Source organism: Streptomyces barkulensis (genome assembly GCF_002843305.1).
In the GTDB taxonomy this organism is placed as follows: domain Bacteria; phylum Actinomycetota; class Actinomycetes; order Streptomycetales; family Streptomycetaceae; genus Streptomyces; species Streptomyces barkulensis.
The window spans coordinates 1-19,666 of record NZ_PGSG01000087.1; the positions used below are offsets into that span (position 1 = coordinate 1).

A 19,666-nucleotide genomic window follows, 5' to 3' on the forward strand; every position below is an offset into this window, starting at 1 on the left:
CTGCCGAGGTCTACGCCCGCATCACCGACCGCAGGCGTGACCACCTGCACAAGCTCACCACTCGGCTCGTTCGTGAAAACCAAACGATCGTGATCGAGGACCTCACCGTCCGGAACATGGTGAAGAACCGGAGCCTGGCCCGCGCCATCAGCGACGCGGCCTGGTCGGAATTCCGGAGCATGCTGGAGTACAAGGCCCAGTGGTACGGCCGCGAGGTGATCGCGATCGACCGATGGTTCCCCTCCTCCAGGCTGTGCTCGACCTGCGGCACCTTGCAGGACAAGATGCCGCTGAACGTCCGCACCTGGACGTGCGACTGCGGGACGGCCCACGACCGGGACGTGAACGCGGCGAAGAACATCCTGGCCGTCGGGCTGACGGCGTCTGTCTGTGGAGCTGGTGTAAGACCTCAACGGAGTACTCCGGGCGGGCAGTCGGCGATGAAGCAGAAAACCCCACGGCGCGAGCCGTAGGAATCCCCCTCCTTCAGGAGGGGGAGGAAGTCAACTCGCGTTCCTTCCTCTCTCGGGTGCGCCGGTTCGCGCGGCACCGTACGGGCGCGCATGTGTGGAGACCGGCGCGGTGCGGGGAACTCATCGCCGCCGCGGCGGGTGGCGCAGGTCTCCCCGGTCCGCGGCATGACCGCCGCAGCCGCGGGTAGCCGCCCGCTGGTTCGCAGCCGCACCACGGCCGGACGTGCCCGCGGTGGGCGTGCCCGGATGGCGGGCGCGGCGGCGGGCGCGCGACCGGCACGTGAAACGATCTGGGGCGCGGCGAACGGCCGCACCACGGGTCGCTCACGGCGCCCGTGACACGAGAGAGAGGATCCGCACCATGGCGACCACCGCGACCCGGACCGAGCACCCGCCGATCTACGAGGGTCTGCTGGAGGAGCTCGGGGACGTCCCCACCGAGACGCGCGAGGCGGCCGAGCGAATACTGCGCGAGACCCGTGAGGTCCTGGACTGGAGAGAGCTGGGCGAGGCGCAGCACCGCCCCGAATGACCCGGGTCCGCCCGGACCGCCTCTGAGGACGTGGGCGCCGGGCGCTGCCGTCAGGCGGTGGCCGGGAGTGGCACCAGGAAGAACTCCCGGCCGTCACGCCCGACCACCCGCACCGGATTCGAGGGCAGCGCGTCGAAGACGGCCGCCGCCACGGTCTGCGGTGCGTCCTCGGCGGTGACCGGCGGCCCGAGGGCCGCCCGGATCGCCTTCCGGGAAGTGGGCGAGGGGGGCTTGCGCCCGGCGGACTCGGCGCACTCGTCGATCTGCTCGTCGCTCAGGTCCGGCCCGTATCCCCTGCGGCACGCCTCGGCGGCCACCACAGTGGCCAGGGCGGCGCGGTTGTGGTCGCGGCAGATGTCCCCCGGGGTTCCCGCGGGGTGGAAGTGGCGGGCGGTTCCGATCGAGATCGGGGACGACGAGGACGACGAGGACAACGAGGCCTCCGTGCAGAGCTGGAATCCGTGCGGGGGACGAAGAAGGAAGGGCGGGGCTCCCGCTCCGGGCGGCCGGGGCGTCCTCCATGGTACGGCCGCGCTCCGGCGGCTCCCCCGCGAGGCGCCCCGTGGGAGGGAATCGCGGGGGAAGGGAGGGAAGGCCCCGGCCGAGACGGGGGAGAACTCGACCGGGGCCGGTTGGGAGGCGGGTGCCCGGAGGGCGGTGCCCGGGGGAAGAGGCACGTTCGCGTCCGTCGGCACCCGCATCTGGTTCAACCGTAAACCATTCTGGGGTGTTCCCCCGCACCGGGCCCCGCTCCCGCGCCCCCGCGCACTTTTCCCCGGCCTTCCCGGGTGACCGGACGGCGGCTGGGTAGCGGGACATCATGAGGACAAACCGCCCCATCTCTCACATACTCCGGGGGCGGCGGGCGGCTCTGCTCTGGGCCGTCCTGCTCGCCCTCACCACCGCCCTCCTCTCCCCCGCGGGCGGCGCCCGGGCGGCCACCGGCCTCGACGAGGTCGCCGCCGCGCTGCGGGACGATCCCGTCTACGTCGATCCGGCCGCCTCCGACAAACTCTCGAAGTCCGAGGCCGACCGGCTCACCGAGCAGATCCGGGCCGGCGACGTCCCCGTCTACATCGCCGTCCTGCCCGACGACTCCTCCTACGGGGGCGACGCCGTCTTCGACCGGCTGCGCTCGGAGGTGGGACGCCCCGGCGTGTACGCCGTCGCGCTGGGCTCGCAGTTCGGCGCCGCCTCGGACGCCGGGGTGCTGGCCGGTTCGACGGCCAGTGAGCTGGCCCAGCGCAATCTGCGGGAGCACTCCGGTGAACCGGACCGGATCCTCAGCGGCTTCGTCACCGACGTGCAGTCGGCCGCGCGCACCGACGGCGGCACGGGCGGTTACGGCGACCGGGACACCACCGGCGGCACCGGTGGCGCCGGCGTCCTGGTGGGCTTCCTGGCCGTGCTGGCGGTGCTCGCGCTGGGCGGCCTGTTCCTCACCCGGCGCTCGCGCAAGCGGCGGCAGGAGGAGGAGCGGGCCGAACTGGAGCAGGTGCGGGCGGCGGTCCAGGAGGACATCACCTCCTACGGCGAGGCCCTGGACCGGCTCGACTTCTCCCCCTCCGCCCCCGGCGTCACCCCGGAGATGCTCGACGACTACCGACGGGCTCTGGACGCCTACGAGAAGGCCAAGGAAGCCTCCGACGCGGCCCGCCGCCCCGACGACGTACGGGCGGTGTCCGAGGCGCTGGAGGACGGCCGGTTCGCCCTGGCGGTGCTGGACGCCCGGAGGGAGGGGCGGGAGCTGCCCCAGCGGCGGCCGCCGTGCTTCTTCGACCCCCGGCACGGGCCGTCCGCGCGCGATGTGGAGTGGGCGCCCCCGGGCGGCTCGCCCCGCGAGGTGCCGGTCTGCGCGGCCGACGCCGCCCGGCTCGACGACGGCCTGGACCCTGCGGTGCGGACCGTGCCGACGGCGACCGGCGAGCGGGTGCCCTACTGGGACGCGGGCCCGGCCTACGGCCCGTGGATGGGCGGCTACTACGGCGGCTACGGCTCGATGCTGCTGCCGGGCCTGCTCTTCGGAACGGTCCTGGGCAGCAGCATGGGCGGCTGGGGCTACGGCTACGGGCCCGGCTGGGGTTACGGCGGCGAGAACGGCGGGGACTTCGGCGGAGGCTTCGGCGGTGGAGACGGAGGCGGTTTCGGCGGAGGCTTCGGAGGCGGGGACTTCGGGGGCGGCTTCGGCGGCGGGGGCGACTTCTGAGCCCCTCCCCCACCCCGCTGCCGGGCGGGCCCGGGAAGCCGGGCCCGCCCGGTTCTCACGCCGTGCGGCGGCGGAAGAGCGCCCCGGAGGCCACGACGGAGACGGCGAGGATCCCCGCGCACCAGGCCAGCGCCCGCCAGGGCGCGCCGCCGACCGGCTGTCCCAGCAGCAGTCCCCGCAGCGACTCGATGAGCGGGGTGACGGGCTGGTGCCCGGCGAAGCCGTGGAGCCAGCCCGGCATGGTCTCCACGGGGACGAAGGCGCTGCTCGGGTAGGGCAGGAACAGCACCAGGAAGGTGAAGCCGCTCGCGGCCTCGGTGGATTTCGCGAGCAGGCCGACCGCGGCGGACAGCCAGGACAGGGCCAGCACGTAGGCGGCCAGGAGTCCCGCGGCGGCCGCCCAGCCGGCCGCGTCGGCCTCCGGCCGGAAGCCGATGGCGAAGGCGGCGGCGAGCACCACGGCCGTCGCGGCGGCGTTGCGCGCGGCACTGGCCGCCACGTGCCCGGCCAGCACGGAGGTACCGCCGACGTCCAGGGAGCGGAAGCGGTCGACGACGCCCTCGGCCATGTCGCCCGCGACGCCGACGGCCGTCGCCGCGGCCCCGTAGCCGGCGCACAGCACCAGCACTCCGGGGACGACGTAGGTGATGTACCGGGTACCGGTGTCGATCGCCCCTCCGAAGAAGTAGACGAACACCAGCATCAGCATCACCGGCAGTATCAGCGAGGTGAGCAGGGCGTCGGTGTTGCGCATGGACAGCCGTGTGCAGCGGGCGGCCATGACCAGGCAGTGGGTCAGGGCGCGGGCCGGGCCCCCGGGCGCGGCGGCGCGGGGTGCGGTGAGGTCAGACACGGGCGGGCTCCTTGCGGGCGGGGGCGGCGGGGGTGGTAGGGGTGGCGGCCCGGCCGGTGAGCGCCAGGAAGACGTCGTCGAGGGTGGCCTCGTGCACGGTGAACCGGGCCACCGCGTCCCGGTCCGGATCGATCTCGTCCAGCAGCGCCCGTACCCGCGCCGCGCTCCCGTCGGTGGGCACTCCCAGGAGCAGCCGGTCCGGTTCGCGGTGCACGGCGCGCACGCCGAGCAGATCCGCGGTGCGCCCGTAGGCGGCGGCGTCGGTGAGCGTGAGGTCCAGACGCCGTCCGGCCACCCGCCTCTTGAGGTCGGCGGCGGTGCCTTCGGCGACCACCCGGCCCGCGTCGAGGAGTGCGATGCGGCCGGCGAGCCGGTCGGCCTCCTCCAGGTACTGGGTGGTGAGGAAGACCGTGGTGCCGGCGGCCGCCAGGCCGGCGACGAGTTCCCACATGGCCTGGCGGCCGCGCGGGTCGAGCCCGGTCGTCGGCTCGTCGAGGAAGACGACCTCGGGGCTCGCCACGAGCCCCGCCGCGATGTCCAGACGGCGGCGCATCCCGCCCGAGTACGCGCCGGCCCTGCGGTCGGCGGCGCCGGTGAGATCGAACCGCTCCAGCAGTTCCCCGGCGCGCTCGCGGGCCCGGCGCCGTGTCAGCCCGCACAGCCGGCCCATCATGCGGAGGTTCTCCTCGCCGGTCTGCTGCTCGTCCAGCGCCGCGTACTGGCCGGTGAGGCTGATGCGGCGACGCACCTCGCGCCGGTCGCGCACGGTGTCGAAGCCCGCGACGCGGGCCCGGCCCGCGTCGGGGCGCACCAGTGTGGACAGGATGCGCACGGTGGTGGTCTTGCCGGCCCCGTTGGGCCCCAGCAGCGCGAACACGCTGCCGCGCGCCACCTCCAGATCCACTCCGGCCAGGACTCTCACCCGGCCGTAGGACTTCTCCAGGCCGGTCGCCTCGACCACCGGTTCGTCGGCCATGACGGCTCCCCCTCTTGTCCCGCGCGCCCCGGGCACGCTTCTGCGTATGACATACACGCTATTGCGTAGGGTATACACATCCCTAGGATGGCGGTCAACCGGACGGAGAGCACCACAGCGGCGAGGGCGGGCACGACAAGATGGCGAAGGACAGCGGCGACGGCCTGCCTCCCGGCGTGGAGACCGCCTGGGGCCTGCGCGAACGCCCCGGCAAGGGACCCCGTCCGGGGCTGAGCGTGTCCCGGATCGTCGGCGCCGCGATCGAACTCGCCGCCGCCGAGGGGATCGCGGCGGTCTCCATGGCCCGGGTCGCCACCGCCCTCGGCGTCTCGACGATGTCGCTGTACCGGTACGTGGCCTCCAAGGAGGAACTCCTGGTCCTCATGGAGGACACCGCCTCGGGGCCGCCTCCGCAGGGACCCGTGCCGGAGGAGGAGGGCTGGCGGGCCGCGCTCGCGCACTGGGCCCGCTCCCACCGGGAGGTGCTGCACCGCAACCTGTGGATGCTCCGCATCCCGGTCAGCTCGCCGCCCATCACGCCCAACTCGGTCGCCTGGATGGAGCGGGGCCTGGCCTGCCTGCGCGGCACCGGGCTGGACGAGGGCGAGAAGGTGCAGGTCATCCTGCTGGTCAGCGGCTTCGTCCGGAACGAGGCGACCCTGATGGCGGACATCGAGGCCGCCGCCAGGGCATCGGGCCGGAGCACGGCCGAGACGATGGCCTCCTACACCCGGCTGCTGGACAGACTGACCGATCCCGAACGCTTCCCGGCTGTCACCGCGCTCCTCGCCTCGGGGGCCATGGACGGCGCGGAGGGCCCCGACGACGACTTCGCCTTCGGCCTGGAGCGCCTGCTGGACGGCGTCGAGGCGCTGGTGCGGACGCGGAGCGAGACGGGCCGCTGACGCACGGCGGTGTTTCTGCCGGGCGCCCGGGAGCCGGCCAAGGGCTTCATCGGCGCGATGCTGCGCGAGGACCCGGCGGCGCCGGGGAAGCAGAGGCACACGATTGACAGGGTCCGGGAGCGTCTGGCGGCGGAGCGCGGTTTCGGGCTCCGCCGGCTGCACCACGGTCCGCGACCACGCGCCCTCCGGAGCCGGCGCTGGAGGCCGAACAGGACCGCCGGAACCTTGAAGGCACGGTTCCGCACGGCTCCAGGACACCTGTGGCGAACGCGGAAACCACCGATGGAGGACCCTGCGGCTTCGTGTCCGAGGGCGGTCCCGGCACTGTCACGACGACGGCGCCCACGGTGAGTCACAGGCGCACGAAGCTCACCATGAGCACAGCCAGGGACAGCAGCAGCATGCCCAGGCAGTTGACCCAGAACGCGGAGTTCAAAGCTCGCGCACGCATATGGGATGCGGCGGCCGCCAGGAAGTAGACAACGATCGCAGCAGTGGTCGTCATGGCGACCCCGGGCACCCGGAGCCCGGCGATGAGCCCAGCCACGGAGGCCGCCTTGAAGGTGATCAGCACCCACCACCAGTCGCGCGGGAACCGTACGCCGTCCAGGCAGTCGACGATGAATCCCGGTGGACGGAGCATCATCGCGGCGTCGCCCGCCTGTACCCCGATCAGGATCAGGACCGGCCAGACGGGGGACGGGAGTTCAGACAGGGTCATCGGTCGTTCCCTGCGCATGCGGTGACGAATTCGGCGGTGCGCCGGATCCCGGCCGCCGTCTGCCGCCGGTCGGTGGATCCCGCGGCAAGCATCATCAGCTCACCCAGGTAGCTGGTGAACATCACCTGCGCACCATGCCGGGCGAGGGGGCCGGGTATTCCCGCCCTCACCATCGCGGCGGTGAGATCGCCCTCGGCCAACGTGCGCAGCCCGCCGAGGGCCGCGCTCTCGGGTCGGCCTCGGGTCAGGGCCCGGAAGTACGAGCGCGCGAGTTCCTCGTTCTCGGTGAACAGATCGAGGAACGGGTCGAAGTAATGGGCCAGGTAGTCGACTGCGGAGGCTGCGGACCCCGCCGCCGACGCGGGGACGCGGGCGGCGATGGCTTGGTCGTAGACAAGGCTCAACAGGGACTCCTTGTCCCCCACCGCCATGACGGCGCCCACGGAGACATTCGCCTCCGCGGCGATCTGCCGCACCGTCGTGCCCTGGAAGCCACGCTCCCGGAAGAGTCCTCCGGCGGCCTCGATGATGCGGGTGGCGGTCCGCCGTTTCCGTTCGGCGCGAGTCTCCTGAACACGTTCACTGAACATGTTCATAACGTAGTGGGCGCGGTTGCACCGGCACAACAGCGCCGGTCGGCACGGAGTGGTTCGCGAAGGCCCACCGTGCTGCCCCACGACTCTTCGTGGCTGATGCCTGAACCGCGGATCCCGGCCCGCCGCACGGACAACAGCCCACCTTGGTCCACAAAGGAGCCGGGCCCTTCCGAACCGCGCCCGCCGGGGACGCGGGCCGAGAGGGCCCGGTGGCGCCCCGGCAGGCGGGGCCCCCTGGGTCAGCGCGGCAGGGCGTCCAGCCAGACGGCGGTGTCCGGCGGCAGCGTCCGCCCGTCGCACGGGCCGCTGGCCAGCAGCGGCCCGGCCTCACAGGGCGGCAGGGGCAGCGGGGCGCCGGAGAGGTTGACCCGGCACTCCAGGGCGCCCTTGCGGAAGGCCAGCTCGCCCTCCCGGGCCGGCAGCCAGGTGAAGCTCTCGTCCCCGGTGAAGGAGCGGCGGGTCTTCAGGGCCGCCCGGTACAGCTCCAGGAAGGAGCCCGGCCGGCCGGTCTGGGCCTCCACCGAGTACTCGCCCCAGCCGTCGGGCTGCGGCAGCCAGCTCCCGCCCGGGCCGAACCCGCAGGAGGGGCCCGACCGCTCCCAGGGCAGCGGTACGCGGCAGCCGTCGCGGCCCTTGCGGGCGTTCCCGGTCCGCTCCCACATCGGGTCGCGCAGCGCCTCGCGCGGCAGGTCGGCCACCTCCGGCAGGCCCAGTTCCTCACCCTGGTAGAGGTAGGCGGTGCCGGGCAGCGCCAGGGTGAGCAGAGCGGCGGCGCGGGCCCGGCGGCGGCCCGCCTCCTGGTCGGCGGCCGGCTCGCGGCCGTCCGACATCAGCCAGGCGACGGTGTCGGCGCCGGCGGGCAGGGCGTGGCGGCTGAGGTGGCGCACCACGTCGTGGTTGGACAGCACCCAGGTGGGCAGCGAGCCGACCGAGCGGGCGCCCTCCAGCGAGGAGTCGATGACCTCTCGGTAGGCGCCGGCGTCCCAGGGGCAGCGCAGATAGGGGAAGTTGAACGCCTGGTGGAGTTCGTCGGGCCGGGTGTACAGCGGCAGCCGCGCCTGGCTGACGCCCGCCTCGGCGACGGCGATCCGGGGCGGAGTGTACTCGTCGAGGATCTTCCGCCAGGCCCGGTGGACGTCGTGGACCTCGTCGCGGTCCCAGAAGGGGTGGTCGTGTCCTTCGGGCGGCGCGTTGAGAGGGGCGGAGTCCGATCCGTTGGTGTCGCGCAGCGGCAGGGCGAGGTCCTTGCGCATGCCGTGCGCCACGTCGATGCGGAAACCGTCGACGCCCAGATCCAGCCAGAACCGCAGGATGCTCTCGAACTCGGCCACGACCTCGGGGTTCTCCCAGTTCAGGTCGGGCTGCTCGGCTGCGAAGATGTGCATGTACCACTGGCCGTCCGGCACCCGGGTCCACACCCCGCCGCCGAACTTGGACTGCCAGTCCGAGGGCGGCTCGCCGCCGTCCGGGCCGCGGCCGTCCATGAAGACGAAGCGGTCGCGGGCGGGTGAGCCGGGTGGGGAGGCCAGCGCCTCGGCGAACCAGGGGTGCTCGCCGGAGCAGTGGTTGGGGACGATGTCCACGATGACCTTCAGCCCCAGGGCGTGGGCCCTTTCCAGGAGCTCGCGGAAGTCCTCCAGGGTGCCGTGGCGGGGGTCGACGTCGCGATAGTCGCTGACGTCGTAGCCGCCGTCGGCCCAGGGCGAGCGGTAGAAGGGGGTGAGCCACACCGCGTCCGCGCCCAGTTCGGCGACGTGGCCGAGGCGGTCGGTGACCCCCCTCAGGTCGCCCATGCCGTCCCCGTCGGCGTCGGCGAAGCTGGGCACGTATATCTGGTAGACGACGGACTCCCGCCACCAGTCGGCGTCGTCGCCTCGGGACGTGCTCTGTGTCACGGCTGCCTCTCGGGTCCCGCTTGTAAGACAAGCCGAATTATTGGGCCGTAACGTGGTTCACGGTCAAGAAATGCCCGCGATACGAGCGCGTGACATATGCCATGTCCGATGATGTCCGGACTCGCCGCTCCGGCTCTCCCGCCGCCGTCACGCGGTTCGCCCCGGAAGGCCCGGGTAGCCGTCCTCACACCGTCCGTGCCCGTTCCACAGCACCGGGCCGTGTGAGGAGAGACATGTCCGCAGCGCAGCAGACCGACGGCCTGGTGAACTGGGCCACCGGCCTGATGGAGACCCTCGGCGCCCCCGGGGCGGGGCTGGCCATCGCCCTGGAGAACCTCTTCCCCCCGCTGCCGAGCGAGGTGATCCTGCCGCTGGCCGGGTTCACCGCCAGCCGCGGCGACATCAGCCTCTTCGCCGCTCTTGTGTGGACCACGCTCGGCTCGGTGGCCGGAGCGTTCCTGCTGTACTGGGCGGGCGCGCTGCTGGGCCGGGAGCGGACCCTGGCCCTCGCGCGGAGGATCCCGCTGCTGAAGCCCTCGGACGTCGAGAGGACCGAGGCGTGGTTCGCCAGGCACGGCACCAAGGCGGTCTTCTTCGGGCGGATGGTCCCGGTCTTCCGGAGTCTGATCTCGGTGCCCGCCGGCATCGAGCGCATGCCCGCGGCGACGTTCCTGACGCTGACCACACTCGGCAGCCTGCTGTGGAACACCCTCTTCGTGCTGACCGGGTACGCCCTCGGGGAGAACTGGCACACGGTGTCGGGCTACGTCTCGATGTACTCCAGGGCCGTGGTGGCCGTCATCGTCGTGGCCGTCGTGGGTTTCGTCGCCGTCCGCGCGGTGCGGTACCGCCGCGGCGACGGGTAGGGCGCCTCGGGTCCACGCCTCGTCTCAGGTGCGCCCCTCGTCCTCCTGCGCCTCCTCCAGAACGGGTCCGGCCGTCATCCACCCGGCCCGCACCACCGTGAAACCGTCCGCCTCGTAGGCGTCGCAGACCTGGTGGTCGTCGTCGACCACCAGGGCGACGGTGCGCCCCCGCGCCAGGCTCCGCAGCAGTTCGGGCTTGGCGACGCGGGCCGGGCGGCGGTCCCGCCCCCCGCGCATCAGCAGCGGCCCGCCCGGCAGGCCGTGCCGGGCCAGCCACCGCAGGGTGTCGCGGCGGCACCGCTCCGGCCTCCCGGTCACGTACGCGATCTCGTGCTCCCCGGCGGCGGTCAGGGCCAGTTCGACGCCCTCGGCCAGCGGTGGGTCGTCGGGGGCCGCGGCGAAGAATGCGCCCCAGTCGCGGCGCCCGTCGAGGAGGTGCAGGCGGTGGCGGACATCGGCGAGTGTTCCGTCCAGGTCGAACACCGCCAGCGAGCGGGACGCCATCGGTCACCTCCGGGTGCGGTGGGGCAGTGGCACTCGCGCCATGCTCGCACCCGCCGGTCACGGCCGTGCGACCGGCCTCGGGCCGTCCACCCACCAGCGCAGCGCCTCCGTGGCCAGCTCGGACGGCACCTCGTGGCCACCGCCGAACTCCCGGTAGGTGACCGCGTAACCGGACTGCGCCAACCGCGGGACGAGGCGGCGGCTGCACGTGCCGACCGGCAGGACGGGGTCGTCCCGGCCGTGGGAGACGAAGATCCGGGGGTGTCCGTGGTGGACCATCGGCGCCAGGAACCCCGGTGAGAAGGCCAGCACCGCACCGAACAGGTCCCCGTTGGCCAGCCCCAGCGAGAGCGCACAGGAGGCCCCGTCGGAGAAGCCCGCCACCGCCACCCCCGCCGGGTCCACGGGGAAACGCCGGAAGACACCGCGCAGCGCGGCGTCCAGCCGGGCCACGTCCGGGCCGTAACCACCGCCTGTGACATCCCAGGTGGAGCCGGCCGCCTGGGGCGCGAGCAGCAGCAGCCGGCCGGATCCGGCCTGCGGGAGCAGCCAGGTCAGCGCCTGCTCCGCCGTTCCCCCCTCCCCGTGCAGCACCACCACCAGCCAGTACGGCCGCGTCGGCGCCCCGGCCCCCGACGGCGGCGGAACACGCAGCAGCGCCCGCCCCTCCAGCCGGTGCGTACCCGGGCCCTCCTCCCCGGCCCCGGGCGGGGACACCGGGGGCGGGGAGGCGGAGGGCCGGGCGGACAGCCGGCCGTGCGGCAGGTCGTCCCCGGCCTCCGGGTGGGGGCGGGCCCGCTCCGGCCCCGGCGCACCGCCCGCACCCTCTCCCGCGTCCGTCCCGGTCACTTCCGCTCCCCTCTCCCGTGGCGCCGCATGCGCCGTGCCGCCGGGGGTACCCCCGGCGGCACGGCGCATGCCCGCCTCCCCCAGGGGTACGCACCCCGCATGGCCGACAAAAAGGACACGAACAGGAACGCGGGCGGGGACACCCCGTCGAAGTGGACCCCGGACGACGACAGGGTCCAGGAGATCCAGGAGGCCGAACGCGAACGCGGCGAGGCCCGTCCGTTCGACTATCCCTACGGCGAACGCCGGGCCAATGTGCGGGCCAGGCGCCACATCAGCAGGGAGGAGGCCGACGCGGACATGCCGCCGGGCCTCTCCGGAAGTTACGGCACCACCGGCGGCGGGCAGCCCGCGGGCCCGGCGCGCGCCCGGCCGGGCAGGTCGGTCGTGGGCGAGGACCCGGCCGGGGTCGTCGACCGGGACGGCCCGGCCGGGGAGCGGGCCGGAGAGGAACCGCGGAAGACCGGTGAGGAGGACACCGGGCGCGGGTGACGGCCGCCGGCCCTGCGCGCGGGCCCCTCGGCCCTACTCCCCGGGCCGTACGTCCGGCACGTCCGGCACGTCCCGTACGTCGAACCCGCCGCGGCCGTCGGTCCGCACCTCACGCACCGCGTCGAAGCCGTCCGACCGGCGGGGTTCGCGCAGCCGCCGGAGGGTGTCGAAGAAGCCCGCCTCGGGCACGCGCTCCCCGCCCCGGCGCGCGGCGTTGCGCGCCAGGGCGTTCGGCACGTCCGGCGGGAACCAGTACGCCACCACCCGCGCCCCGTACGCGCGTCCCGCGGCGATCAGGGGAGCCCACTCCAGCGGTGACGGGTTGGTGTTGTCCACGACCACCGGCCGCCCCCGCTCCAGCGCCTCCTCCACCAGGCGCATCTGGCGCCGCTGCCGGTGCCGGGCGGAGCGTGGGAAGAGGTCCTTGCTGACCACGGTGTACCCGGCGGGGAGGCAGCGGGCGCGGAAGGTCGTCTTCCCCGAGCCCTGGAGTCCCACCAGCACGGCCAGTTCCACAGGCGCCCGCCGCCCCTGGCCCGGGGCCTGCTCCTGCCCGGGCCCCCGCCCGGGCGGCGGTGCCGCCACGGCCTCTCAGCCCTCGCCCTCGGCCTTCTGCTGGGTCAGGCTCCAGGCGTACTGCAGCCAGTCGGACAGGGCCACGCTGCTCAGACAGGAGGTGACCAGGCGGGTGGCGCGCGGAGCCGTGGCGTAGCCCGCCGTCAGACCGCCGGCGATCCACACCGCCACACAGAAGGGGCAGGCCAGCAGTTCGCCCACGGACCGGTGCAGTCCGTGTCCGCGGGGCACGTCCATGACCTCGGCGCCGTGGAGACTGCCGGTGCGGCGGGTGAAGGGGGCCCGCAGGAAGCTGGTGACCTTGTCCTTGGTGAGCAGTCGGGAGCTGCGGTAGGTGGCGACCCCCATCAGAAGCAGGTCCAGCGGGGGGATCCGCTCGGGCAGCTGCCGGCCCGACGCCCTCATGCGCCAGGCGAACACCCCCGCACCGGTCGCGTAGACGCCCGCCAGCGTGGCGAGTCCGCGCAGGGAGACCTCCCCCTCCTCGGAGTACCCGTCCGCGCCGGTGACCCGGCCCACCGTCTCTGCGGCCTGGTCCATGGCATCACTCATTCGGCTCCTCCTCGTCACCGGTCCGGAAAAAGGACCCCGCGCCGGCCGTCCCGCGCCTCGCGCCCGTGCCGGGGCCGCCCATGTCACGGCCTGGGGTTCGTACGCCGCCACCGGGGGCGCGCCTCGGCTCCTCTCCGCCCCGCGACCGAGGCGCACCGCGGGCAGAGCCGCCGTACGCGGTCGGCCGCGCCGCCCGACTCGGGTATGACGTCTGCCCACGTCACATGCGGGAAGCGGTCGAGCCGCGAGCGGCTGAGGGACAGTCCGCACACGGTCTGGTTCATGCCCCGCTCCCAGGCGTGCGCCTCGCCCGCGGGCAGCCGGACGCCGTCCTCGTCGTCGATCCACCGGCCCGACGCGGCCACGGCGTATCGCTTGCTCACTGACACGGGTGTACGGGTTTCCCCGAGCGCCGTCCCCACACTCCTTCTCATCGGTTTCCGCAGCTCCCGGGGGCTCCGCGTCCGCCGCTCGGCCGCGTCCCTCCCCTCCTTCCGGCCGCGGCCCCGGCCACCGCCCGTGCGGTACGGCGGCCGCGGCTACCGGGAGTCCGCGGCCGGCTCCTCCCGGCGGTGGAGCCTGCCGCCCGCGCGGAACTCGTGGATGGCATGGCCCTGTTCCCCCGCGGTCAGCATCACCTGCTCCCAGCCCAGTGCGCGGTTCCCCGTGGCGAGCAGCGGGCCGCTCTCCCGGCCGCCGACCACCTCGCGCAGCAGTCCGGCCGCCCGCTCGCTGATGTTCCCCTCGCCCTCGGGCACCGCCCGGCCGCACACCCCGGTCACCCGCCTCGCCCGCAGATCCACGTCCTGGATCTCCAGGGAGAGCAGGTCCAGCACCCGCAGGTCCCCCTCCCACAGCAGCAGCCACAGGGCGCGGTGTGCCATGTCGATGGAGTCGTCGGCGAGCAGTTCCTCGAGCCGTTCGGCGGTGATGCGTTCGTCCGTGAGCGTCATGGCCCGGCAGTATTCCGGCCGGACACGTCCGCGGATAGGGGTAGGAAGGATCCTTCCTGTGAAGGTTGTACCGCGAAACGCCCGCGCTCGCCGCCCGCGGCGAGCGCGGGCGGCGGACTGCGGTGGAGGTCCGCATGGCCCTCCACCGCAACTCCCCTGTCAGCAGGTGAGGTTGTCGCCCGGAGTGGTGCCCAGGATCTGGACGAACCGCTGGTAGTTGTCGATCCGGCTCTGCACCTGGGCCGGGTTGCGTCCGCCGCACTCCAGGGAGCCGTTGATGCTGCGGATGGTCTCGCCGAAGCCGTGCCCGCCCACCATCGCGTCGTGCGGGGTCATGGTGCCCGGCCCGCTCTGGGTGTTCCAGTACCACAGGGCGGTCTTCCAGGCGACCGCCGCGTCCCGCTCCACCAGATAGGGGTCGCGCAGCAGGTCGATGCCCAGCGCGTCGCCCGCCGCCTTGTAGTTGAAGTTCCAGCTGAGCTGGATCGGACCGCGCCCGTAGTAGGCGGCCTGGCCGGCCGGGCAGCCGTAGGGCTGCCCACTGTCGCAGTAGTGCGGGTAGTTGGCGGTGTTCTGCTCCACGATGTGGACCAGGCCGCCGGTCTCGTGGCTGACGTTGGCGAGGAAGGCGGCGGCCTCCCGCTTCCTCACCGTGTCGCCGCCGGTGCCGGCGAAGGCCGGGTAGGCGCTCAGGGCCGCCTTCAGGCCCTGGTAGGTGTAGAAGGAGTTCCGGTTCGGGAACATCTGGTTGAACTGCGCCTCGCCGACCACGAATCCGGACGGATCCGGGTCTGTGGGCGGCGGGGTCGTACCGCCGCCGCAGGAGCCCTGATCGCTCCAGACTCCGGAGGTGCCGGGCGGCGCCTCGTTCTGGGTCCACCAGCGGGCGGTCCAGTTGTGGCCGTTGTGGGAGACGGTCGTCCCGCCGAGGTAGACCGCCGAGGAGCTCCACGGGGTCGCGCACTCGGCGGCGGAAGCGGAGGTCGCGGGGACGGCGACCGCCAGGGCGCCTGCGAGGGCGGAGGCGGCGAGACCCGCCATGAGGCGTTTTCTCAGCACGTGAACTTCCCTTTCGGGGTGAAGGGTTGACCGGGAACACTCAAGCGCCTTGGTATATACCAGTCAAGGTATGGACCAGATCCGTTTCCGCCGGAGCCGCCGGAGCCGCCGGAGCCATCCAACCGGGAGGAAGGTCATTCACCGTGATCGTATGAATTGAGACTTCACCCGAATGCCGGTCATCCGGTCGGGTCCCGCCTTCGTTGTTGTGGACGTGACTCCACCAGATCCGTTTTCCACGCCCGCGGCCCGCCTTCCCGGATCGAGCCGCCGTGAGTGACCAGGGACCGCACTTCGATCCGTACGGAACGCCCGCGGACCCGGACCCCGACTGGTACCGCACCGGTGTCCATCCGGACTTCGATCCGTGGTTCGTGCCGGAGCAGAGGGCCCCCGCCCCGCCCGACGTGGACGTCCTCGACCCGTCCTGGGACTTCGAGGCCGAACTCGCCAAGCTGCTGCGGGACTCCGGTCACACACCGCACCGGCCCCACGGCAGGGAGCACAATCAGCCCCATGCCCGGCCCCGCTCCCCCGAACACCACGGGGGCGCGGCGCACACCGGGCCTGAACCGTCCGCGGAGGACGAGACCACCCGGGTGCTGCGCCGCTTCGACGCCGGGGACACGGGAGAGCCGGGCCACTCCGGCGGCAGCGCCGCTCCCGCCCGCCGGGCGGGGCGCTCGGCCGCCGAACGCCGTCACCGCCGCAGGCGCCGGACGCCGCACCGGCCGGAGCTGTCGCTGCTGCATGTGTTCAGCTACGCCGTGGCGGCACTGACCGCCGGCATCGTGGCGATGGTCAGCGTGCTGGGCGGACTGGTCTCCTACGACCCCCTGCGCCTGCTGGCCGGGCCCACCGTGCCCGCCGACCTGGCGCGGTGGTGGCCCCTGCTGATCTACGGACCCTGGCTCACCGGCTCCCTGTCGATTCTGCGCGCCACCGTGCTGCGGCGCCGGGTCCGGCACTCCTGGGCGGTGGTGATCCTCTTCTCGGCCGTGGCGGTGGCCCTGTGCGTGGCCCATGCCCCCAAGACCCTGACCGGGGTGGCGGCCGCGGGCCTCCCCCCGATCACCGCCCTGGCCTGCTTCCACCAGCTGGTGGGGCAGATCACCCTCACCCAGCCCCGGCACGCCCTGCCCCGCCGGCCCGCGCCGCTGCCGCAGCGTGGCCCGCTTCCCCGAAGGCGGACCACGTACCGCGTGGCCGGTCCGGGGCGCCCCTCCGGGGAGGGGCGCCCCGGGCGAAGCGGCTGACGGACGCGGGAACGGAGCCTGCCGGACGGCCCTTGAGGGGCCGTCCGGCAGGCTCTCGTCATGGTGCGGCGCCGCTCCTCAGCGGCCGGCCCGACGGCTCTCCGGCGGCCCCAGGTAGCTCGGCCGCAGACCGCCGGTGTCCACGACGATCCGGTGCACGATGACCGTCGGGTCGACCATCCACAGCTTCAGGACGTGGACGCCCGGCCGGCCGACCGTGTGCCGGGTGACGGTGCGGTTGACGTTGTCGGAGGTGTTCCTCGCCCACCGCCTGTTCATGTAGGTGTCGTCGGCGCCGGTGGCGGTGGTGACGTTCACCGTCCGCGGTTCGGCGTCGTCGATCGAGACGGCGTACCGCAGGCCTTCCGTCGGCAGGACGTTGTTGCGCGGCGACAGATACACCCATACGTCGACCTCGCCGGCCGTGGTGAGCGTCATCTCGTACTCCAGGCGCGGCCCGCGGCCGCCGGGTTCCCGGCTGGGAGCGGTGACGGGGTAGGGCTCCATCCCGTCCTCCGCCCGCCCGATGTCCGGAAGGCGCTTCCAGCGGATGCCCGCGGTCCCGACGGCCCGGGAGCAGTGCGCGGCCTCCATGGAGATGTGCCCGTCCGCCTCGACGAAGCCCCGCGGCCCCCGCCGCGGCATCCGGTGGTTCTCGACGACGGCCTGGACCTCCACGGTGGCGCCGCCGGGGCCGTGGACGGTGATGGGCACCCTGGTGACGCCCTTGGGAGCCCTCCTCCAGTCGATCCGCACGGTGGCGCGCACCTGCTCCTCGACCCGCCCGCGCGCACGCCTGATCCGCACCCAGGGCTCGGCCGCGGTGATGCGGTAGTCGAAGGGCCTGCTGCCGCGGTTGAAGACCTCGATGTACTGCTCGGGGTAGTTCTGGTACGGGCTGAAGGCGGGCAGCACCGCCTCCGCGTCCGCCTCGGGCCACCACAGGTCGGATCCGTCGATGCCCACGCCCATCTCGGCGCGGTCGGGCAGTTCGATGCGTCTGACCGCCGGGAAGACCTCGTCGGGCAGCGCGACGTGGTCGGGCGTCTGGGGCTGCTGCCAGGGCGCGTCGGGCCCGTAGCGCTCCACGTCCCCGTAGCCGATCTTCGGCTGGGTCTGGAATCCCTTCCACTTTCCGCCGGCCAGGATGTTGTTGTAGTAGTCCGACATCGCCCGGTCGTCGGCGAAGCGCTCGTCGGTGAGGTCGGCGTAGCGGTTGGTGGCGGCGCGGCCCTGCTCGGCGTAGAGGAGGTTGGTGAACTCCGCCTCGCGCAGCTCGTAGAGGTTGGCGGTGGCCTTCACCTGGTAGAGCACGAGCTGGTGGTAGGCGTCCCTGTCCTCCTCCGGGAGCCTGCGGCCGGTCTTCTCCGCCCGCCCGGCCAGGCGGCGCCACTCCTCGGTGACCCGGGCCGTCTCGCCGTAGTGGTTGAGGTGGTACGGGCTGGCCTGGTCGTCGTGGACCACCGCCTCCTCGTCCCTGGACAGGTCCCTGGCCGGGTCCAGGGTGATGCGGCGGTTGAGCAGCTCGGGCTTGCGGCGGGCCTGCAGGACGCCGTAGGTGTGCAGGATCGAGGCGATCTCGTCGGCGTGCTCGGGGCCGAAGCTCTGCGCGACGTAGCCGCGCCCCCACTCGTGGAGCCGCTCCAGGGGCCAGCGCTCCGGGGCCCAGGCGTAGTCGAGGAAGAACTGCGTGGGCAGCTCCTCGGCTTTCAGATCGCCCACGTTGACCACCCACAGGCGGTCCACGCCGTAGGTGTGGGTCAGATGGAGCTGCTCCCAGGTGCTGACGAGGTTGACGGTGTCGACCCACTTGTAGTTGCGGCCGACTCCGACGTAGTCGAAGTGGTAGTACATGCCGTAGCCGCCGGCGCGCTTCGGCAGCGACTGGTCCGGGAGCTTGCGCATGTTGCCCCAGTTGTCGTCGCAGAAGACGACGGTGACGTCGTCCGGCGGGCGCAGGCCCTTGTCCCAGTAGCGCTGGACCTCCTTGTAGAGGGTCTGCACCTGCGGGACGCCGGTGACGTCCTGTCTGCCGGTGACCTCGGCCAGGATCTCGCGCTGGCTGTCGAGGATGGACCGCATCAGGTCGATGCCGTCGCCGTCGGGCAGGCTGACGTCGCCGTTGCCGCGCATGCCGAGGGTGACCACCCCCTCGAAGTCCTCCTCGGTCATGCGGCGGACGCCGTCGGCCCAGTACGCCTCGATCGCCTGCCGGTTGCGGCGGAAGCTCCACTCTCCGGTGCCGCCGTAGGGGTCGCTGCCGGGCTCGGTGATGTTGCCCTCGGCGTCGCGTTTCGCGGGGGTGGCGTGGCGGTTCCACTCCTCGATGCCGCGCATCATGGGGGCCTCGTGCGAGGTGCCCATCACGATGCCGTACTCCCTGGCGGTGGCGTGGTTGGCCGGGTCGTCCTCGGCGAAGGCCCGGCCCCACACGGCCGGCCACAGATAGTTGGCCTTGAGACGGAGGAGGGTCTCGAAGACCTTGGCGTAGAACTCCTTGTTGAATCCGTTGGGGAAGCCGGGGGCGTGGCCGGGGCCGAAGTACTCGGGCGCCCAGGTGCCCAGCGCCGGGTTCTCGTCGTTGATGAAGAAGCCGCGGTACTTCACGGCCGGGGTGCCCTGGGTGTGGCGGCCGGGCAGCACGTGCAGCTCGTCGTGGCGGCGCGGCGGTACGTCGTCCCAGAAGTGCCAGGGTGAGACGCCCATCTGGCGGGTGGTCTCGTAGATGCCGAAGATGGTGCCGCGCTGGTCGCTGCCGGCGATGACGAAGGCGCGGCGCACCCCCGGCACCGGGTTCTCCACCACCTGCTCGACGGTGGTCTCCCACTTCCCCGCGATGCCGGAGACGTCCAGCCTGCCGTCCGCGACGAGCCGGTCGATCAGCGGGCTCCTCCCGATGGTGCCGACGATCACGGCCTCGGCGCGCCGCGGCGGGGCATCAGCCCGTTTGAGGGCCGGCTCGACACCGGTGACGCGCCCGATGTCCTCGCGCAGGTCCTCCGCCGCCCGCAGTACGCCCGGGTGGTCGCCGCCGCTGACCACGATCGGCGCGGCGCGGCCGTCCGCGACGAGGGGGAAGCTCCCGGTTCGGCGGGAGAAGGAGATGTAGGCGTCGGAGCCTCCGCGGTGCCTGCCGCCGCCTCTGTCCCGGTCCGCCGCGGCGGCCGGGGCTGCCGTGGCGGCGGGTACGGCGGTGGCGGCCGCGGTCAGCGGAATCAATTCGAGGAACGTCCGCCGGCTGGCGTTCCCGGGTGCCTGTGGACCGGTGTCGGGCCTTCTCATTGTTCGATCTCCGCAGGTCATGGACGGGAGAGGACTGGAGGGAAGCGCACACTGATCGTTCCGGAACGATTCCGGAAATGGAATCACCGAGGCATGCTCCGGTCAAGGCTCTCCACCACG

At 73.1% G+C, this 19,666-nt stretch carries 21 protein-coding genes; 7 read left to right on the forward strand and 14 right to left on the reverse strand.

The window, feature by feature from the left end; translation table 11 throughout:
* Positions 1-473, forward strand: a 473-nt coding sequence (locus CUT83_RS15605) for an RNA-guided endonuclease TnpB family protein (RefSeq protein ID WP_143688532.1), incomplete at its 5' end; no start/stop codon positions are given.
* A 361-nt stretch (positions 474-834) separates the two neighbouring features.
* Complete coding sequence (locus CUT83_RS30325) at positions 835-1,005, forward strand: hypothetical protein (protein ID WP_165869647.1); 171 nt, start codon at positions 835-837, stop codon at positions 1,003-1,005.
* Positions 1,006-1,055: 50 nt separating this feature from the next.
* Here the strand turns inward: CUT83_RS30325 and CUT83_RS15610 are convergent, their stop codons facing one another.
* Positions 1,056-1,439, reverse strand: coding sequence for a hypothetical protein (locus CUT83_RS15610; protein ID WP_240958419.1), 384 nt, complete (start codon positions 1,437-1,439; stop codon positions 1,056-1,058).
* A 386-nt stretch (positions 1,440-1,825) separates the two neighbouring features.
* On the opposite strand from CUT83_RS15610, the gene CUT83_RS30130 reads away from it, so the two are divergent.
* Entirely contained in the window at positions 1,826-3,211 is a 1,386-nt protein-coding gene (locus CUT83_RS30130; RefSeq protein WP_158239021.1) for a hypothetical protein, read from the forward strand.
* 55 nt (positions 3,212-3,266) lie between these two features.
* Here the strand turns inward: CUT83_RS30130 and CUT83_RS15620 are convergent, their stop codons facing one another.
* Both CUT83_RS15620 and CUT83_RS15625 read right to left on the reverse strand, forming a co-directional pair.
* Positions 3,267-3,992, reverse strand: a complete 726-nt coding sequence (locus CUT83_RS15620) for an ABC transporter permease (RefSeq protein ID WP_101256580.1) — start codon at positions 3,990-3,992, stop codon at positions 3,267-3,269.
* Between the two features lie 64 nt (positions 3,993-4,056).
* The gene (locus CUT83_RS15625) at positions 4,057-5,040 is read right to left on the reverse strand and encodes an ATP-binding cassette domain-containing protein (RefSeq protein ID WP_101256456.1); all 984 of its coding nucleotides are present in this window, start codon (positions 5,038-5,040) and stop codon (positions 4,057-4,059) included.
* A 140-nt stretch (positions 5,041-5,180) separates the two neighbouring features.
* Between CUT83_RS15625 and CUT83_RS15630 the strand changes: the two genes are divergently transcribed.
* Positions 5,181-5,945, forward strand: coding sequence for a TetR/AcrR family transcriptional regulator (locus tag CUT83_RS15630; RefSeq protein WP_101256457.1), 765 nt, complete (start codon positions 5,181-5,183; stop codon positions 5,943-5,945).
* 352 nt (positions 5,946-6,297) lie between these two features.
* On the opposite strand, the gene CUT83_RS15635 is transcribed toward CUT83_RS15630, so the two are convergent.
* The 3 genes from CUT83_RS15635 to CUT83_RS15645 all read right to left on the reverse strand — a co-directional run bounded on the left by CUT83_RS15635 (position 6,298) and on the right by CUT83_RS15645 (position 9,157).
* Complete coding sequence (locus CUT83_RS15635) at positions 6,298-6,666, reverse strand: DoxX family protein (protein ID WP_101256458.1); 369 nt, start codon at positions 6,664-6,666, stop codon at positions 6,298-6,300.
* Positions 6,663-7,256, reverse strand: a complete 594-nt coding sequence (locus CUT83_RS15640; protein WP_101256581.1) for a TetR/AcrR family transcriptional regulator — start codon at positions 7,254-7,256, stop codon at positions 6,663-6,665. Before CUT83_RS15640 ends, CUT83_RS15635 begins: the two co-directional genes overlap by 4 nt.
* Positions 7,257-7,501: 245 nt before the next feature.
* Positions 7,502-9,157, reverse strand: a complete 1,656-nt coding sequence (locus tag CUT83_RS15645; RefSeq protein WP_240958421.1) for a glycoside hydrolase family 13 protein — start codon at positions 9,155-9,157, stop codon at positions 7,502-7,504.
* Positions 9,158-9,390: 233 nt separating this feature from the next.
* On the opposite strand from CUT83_RS15645, the gene CUT83_RS15650 reads away from it, so the two are divergent.
* Positions 9,391-10,023, forward strand: coding sequence for a DedA family protein (locus CUT83_RS15650; RefSeq protein ID WP_101256459.1), 633 nt, complete (start codon positions 9,391-9,393; stop codon positions 10,021-10,023).
* Between the two features lie 24 nt (positions 10,024-10,047).
* Here the strand turns inward: CUT83_RS15650 and CUT83_RS15655 are convergent, their stop codons facing one another.
* On the reverse strand, positions 10,048-10,527 hold the full coding sequence (locus tag CUT83_RS15655; protein ID WP_101256460.1) for a phosphatase domain-containing protein: 480 nt from the start codon (positions 10,525-10,527) through the stop codon (positions 10,048-10,050).
* A 57-nt stretch (positions 10,528-10,584) separates the two neighbouring features.
* Positions 10,585-11,376 carry an alpha/beta hydrolase gene (locus CUT83_RS15660; RefSeq protein WP_206606927.1) on the reverse strand — a complete coding sequence of 264 codons (792 nt, stop codon included), beginning with the start codon at positions 11,374-11,376 and terminating at the stop codon, positions 10,585-10,587.
* A gap of 99 nt (positions 11,377-11,475) precedes the next feature.
* Here CUT83_RS15660 and CUT83_RS15665 point away from each other — a divergent pair, with 99 nt between their 5' ends.
* Complete coding sequence (locus CUT83_RS15665) at positions 11,476-11,868, forward strand: hypothetical protein (RefSeq protein WP_101256461.1); 393 nt, start codon at positions 11,476-11,478, stop codon at positions 11,866-11,868.
* A gap of 33 nt (positions 11,869-11,901) precedes the next feature.
* On the opposite strand, the gene CUT83_RS15670 is transcribed toward CUT83_RS15665, so the two are convergent.
* The 5 genes from CUT83_RS15670 to CUT83_RS15690 form a co-directional block, all read right to left on the reverse strand.
* On the reverse strand, positions 11,902-12,453 hold the full coding sequence (locus CUT83_RS15670) for an ATP-binding protein (protein ID WP_241524802.1): 552 nt from the start codon (positions 12,451-12,453) through the stop codon (positions 11,902-11,904).
* Positions 12,454-12,459: 6 nt separating this feature from the next.
* Entirely contained in the window at positions 12,460-12,996 is a 537-nt protein-coding gene (locus tag CUT83_RS15675; RefSeq protein ID WP_240958435.1) for a DUF1360 domain-containing protein, read from the reverse strand.
* Positions 12,997-13,079: 83 nt separating this feature from the next.
* Positions 13,080-13,430 carry a hypothetical protein gene (locus CUT83_RS15680; RefSeq protein WP_420882494.1) on the reverse strand — a complete coding sequence of 117 codons (351 nt, stop codon included), beginning with the start codon at positions 13,428-13,430 and terminating at the stop codon, positions 13,080-13,082.
* A gap of 105 nt (positions 13,431-13,535) precedes the next feature.
* Positions 13,536-13,949 (reverse strand): site-specific integrase, encoded by a 414-nt coding sequence (locus CUT83_RS15685; protein WP_101256464.1) that lies wholly within the window; start codon positions 13,947-13,949, stop codon positions 13,536-13,538.
* 159 nt (positions 13,950-14,108) lie between these two features.
* Positions 14,109-14,990, reverse strand: coding sequence for a glycoside hydrolase family 19 protein (locus CUT83_RS15690; RefSeq protein ID WP_173915089.1), 882 nt, complete (start codon positions 14,988-14,990; stop codon positions 14,109-14,111).
* Positions 14,991-15,280: 290 nt separating this feature from the next.
* On the opposite strand from CUT83_RS15690, the gene CUT83_RS30995 reads away from it, so the two are divergent.
* Positions 15,281-16,264, forward strand: a complete 984-nt coding sequence (locus tag CUT83_RS30995) for a DUF2637 domain-containing protein (protein ID WP_240958425.1) — start codon at positions 15,281-15,283, stop codon at positions 16,262-16,264.
* A 78-nt stretch (positions 16,265-16,342) separates the two neighbouring features.
* On the opposite strand, the gene CUT83_RS15700 is transcribed toward CUT83_RS30995, so the two are convergent.
* Positions 16,343-19,567: a glycosyl hydrolase 115 family protein gene (locus CUT83_RS15700; RefSeq protein WP_439145004.1), complete on the reverse strand. Its 3,225-nt coding sequence runs from the start codon at positions 19,565-19,567 to the stop codon at positions 16,343-16,345.
* Positions 19,568-19,666 lie beyond the last annotated feature (99 nt).

Coding starts and splice junctions, on each gene's coding strand:
- CUT83_RS15625 (WP_101256456.1), bottom strand. CDS start 5,040: ATGGCCGACGAACCGGTGGTCGAGGCGACCGGCCTGGAGAAGTCCTAC.
- CUT83_RS30325 (WP_165869647.1), top strand. CDS start 835: ATGGCGACCACCGCGACCCGGACCGAGCACCCGCCGATCTACGAGGGT.
- CUT83_RS15635 (WP_101256458.1), bottom strand. CDS start 6,666: ATGACCCTGTCTGAACTCCCGTCCCCCGTCTGGCCGGTCCTGATCCTG.
- CUT83_RS15630 (WP_101256457.1), top strand. CDS start 5,181: ATGGCGAAGGACAGCGGCGACGGCCTGCCTCCCGGCGTGGAGACCGCC.
- CUT83_RS15690 (WP_173915089.1), bottom strand. CDS start 14,990: ATGGCGGGTCTCGCCGCCTCCGCCCTCGCAGGCGCCCTGGCGGTCGCC.
- CUT83_RS15665 (WP_101256461.1), top strand. CDS start 11,476: ATGGCCGACAAAAAGGACACGAACAGGAACGCGGGCGGGGACACCCCG.
- CUT83_RS15620 (WP_101256580.1), bottom strand. CDS start 3,992: ATGGCCGCCCGCTGCACACGGCTGTCCATGCGCAACACCGACGCCCTG.
- CUT83_RS30130 (WP_158239021.1), top strand. CDS start 1,826: ATGAGGACAAACCGCCCCATCTCTCACATACTCCGGGGGCGGCGGGCG.
- CUT83_RS15655 (WP_101256460.1), bottom strand. CDS start 10,527: ATGGCGTCCCGCTCGCTGGCGGTGTTCGACCTGGACGGAACACTCGCC.
- CUT83_RS15640 (WP_101256581.1), bottom strand. CDS start 7,256: ATGTTCAGTGAACGTGTTCAGGAGACTCGCGCCGAACGGAAACGGCGG.
- CUT83_RS15680 (WP_420882494.1), bottom strand. CDS start 13,430: ATGAGAAGGAGTGTGGGGACGGCGCTCGGGGAAACCCGTACACCCGTG.
- CUT83_RS15650 (WP_101256459.1), top strand. CDS start 9,391: ATGTCCGCAGCGCAGCAGACCGACGGCCTGGTGAACTGGGCCACCGGC.
- CUT83_RS15700 (WP_439145004.1), bottom strand. CDS start 19,567: ATGACCTGCGGAGATCGAACAATGAGAAGGCCCGACACCGGTCCACAG.
- CUT83_RS15685 (WP_101256464.1), bottom strand. CDS start 13,949: ATGACGCTCACGGACGAACGCATCACCGCCGAACGGCTCGAGGAACTG.
- CUT83_RS15675 (WP_240958435.1), bottom strand. CDS start 12,996: ATGAGTGATGCCATGGACCAGGCCGCAGAGACGGTGGGCCGGGTCACC.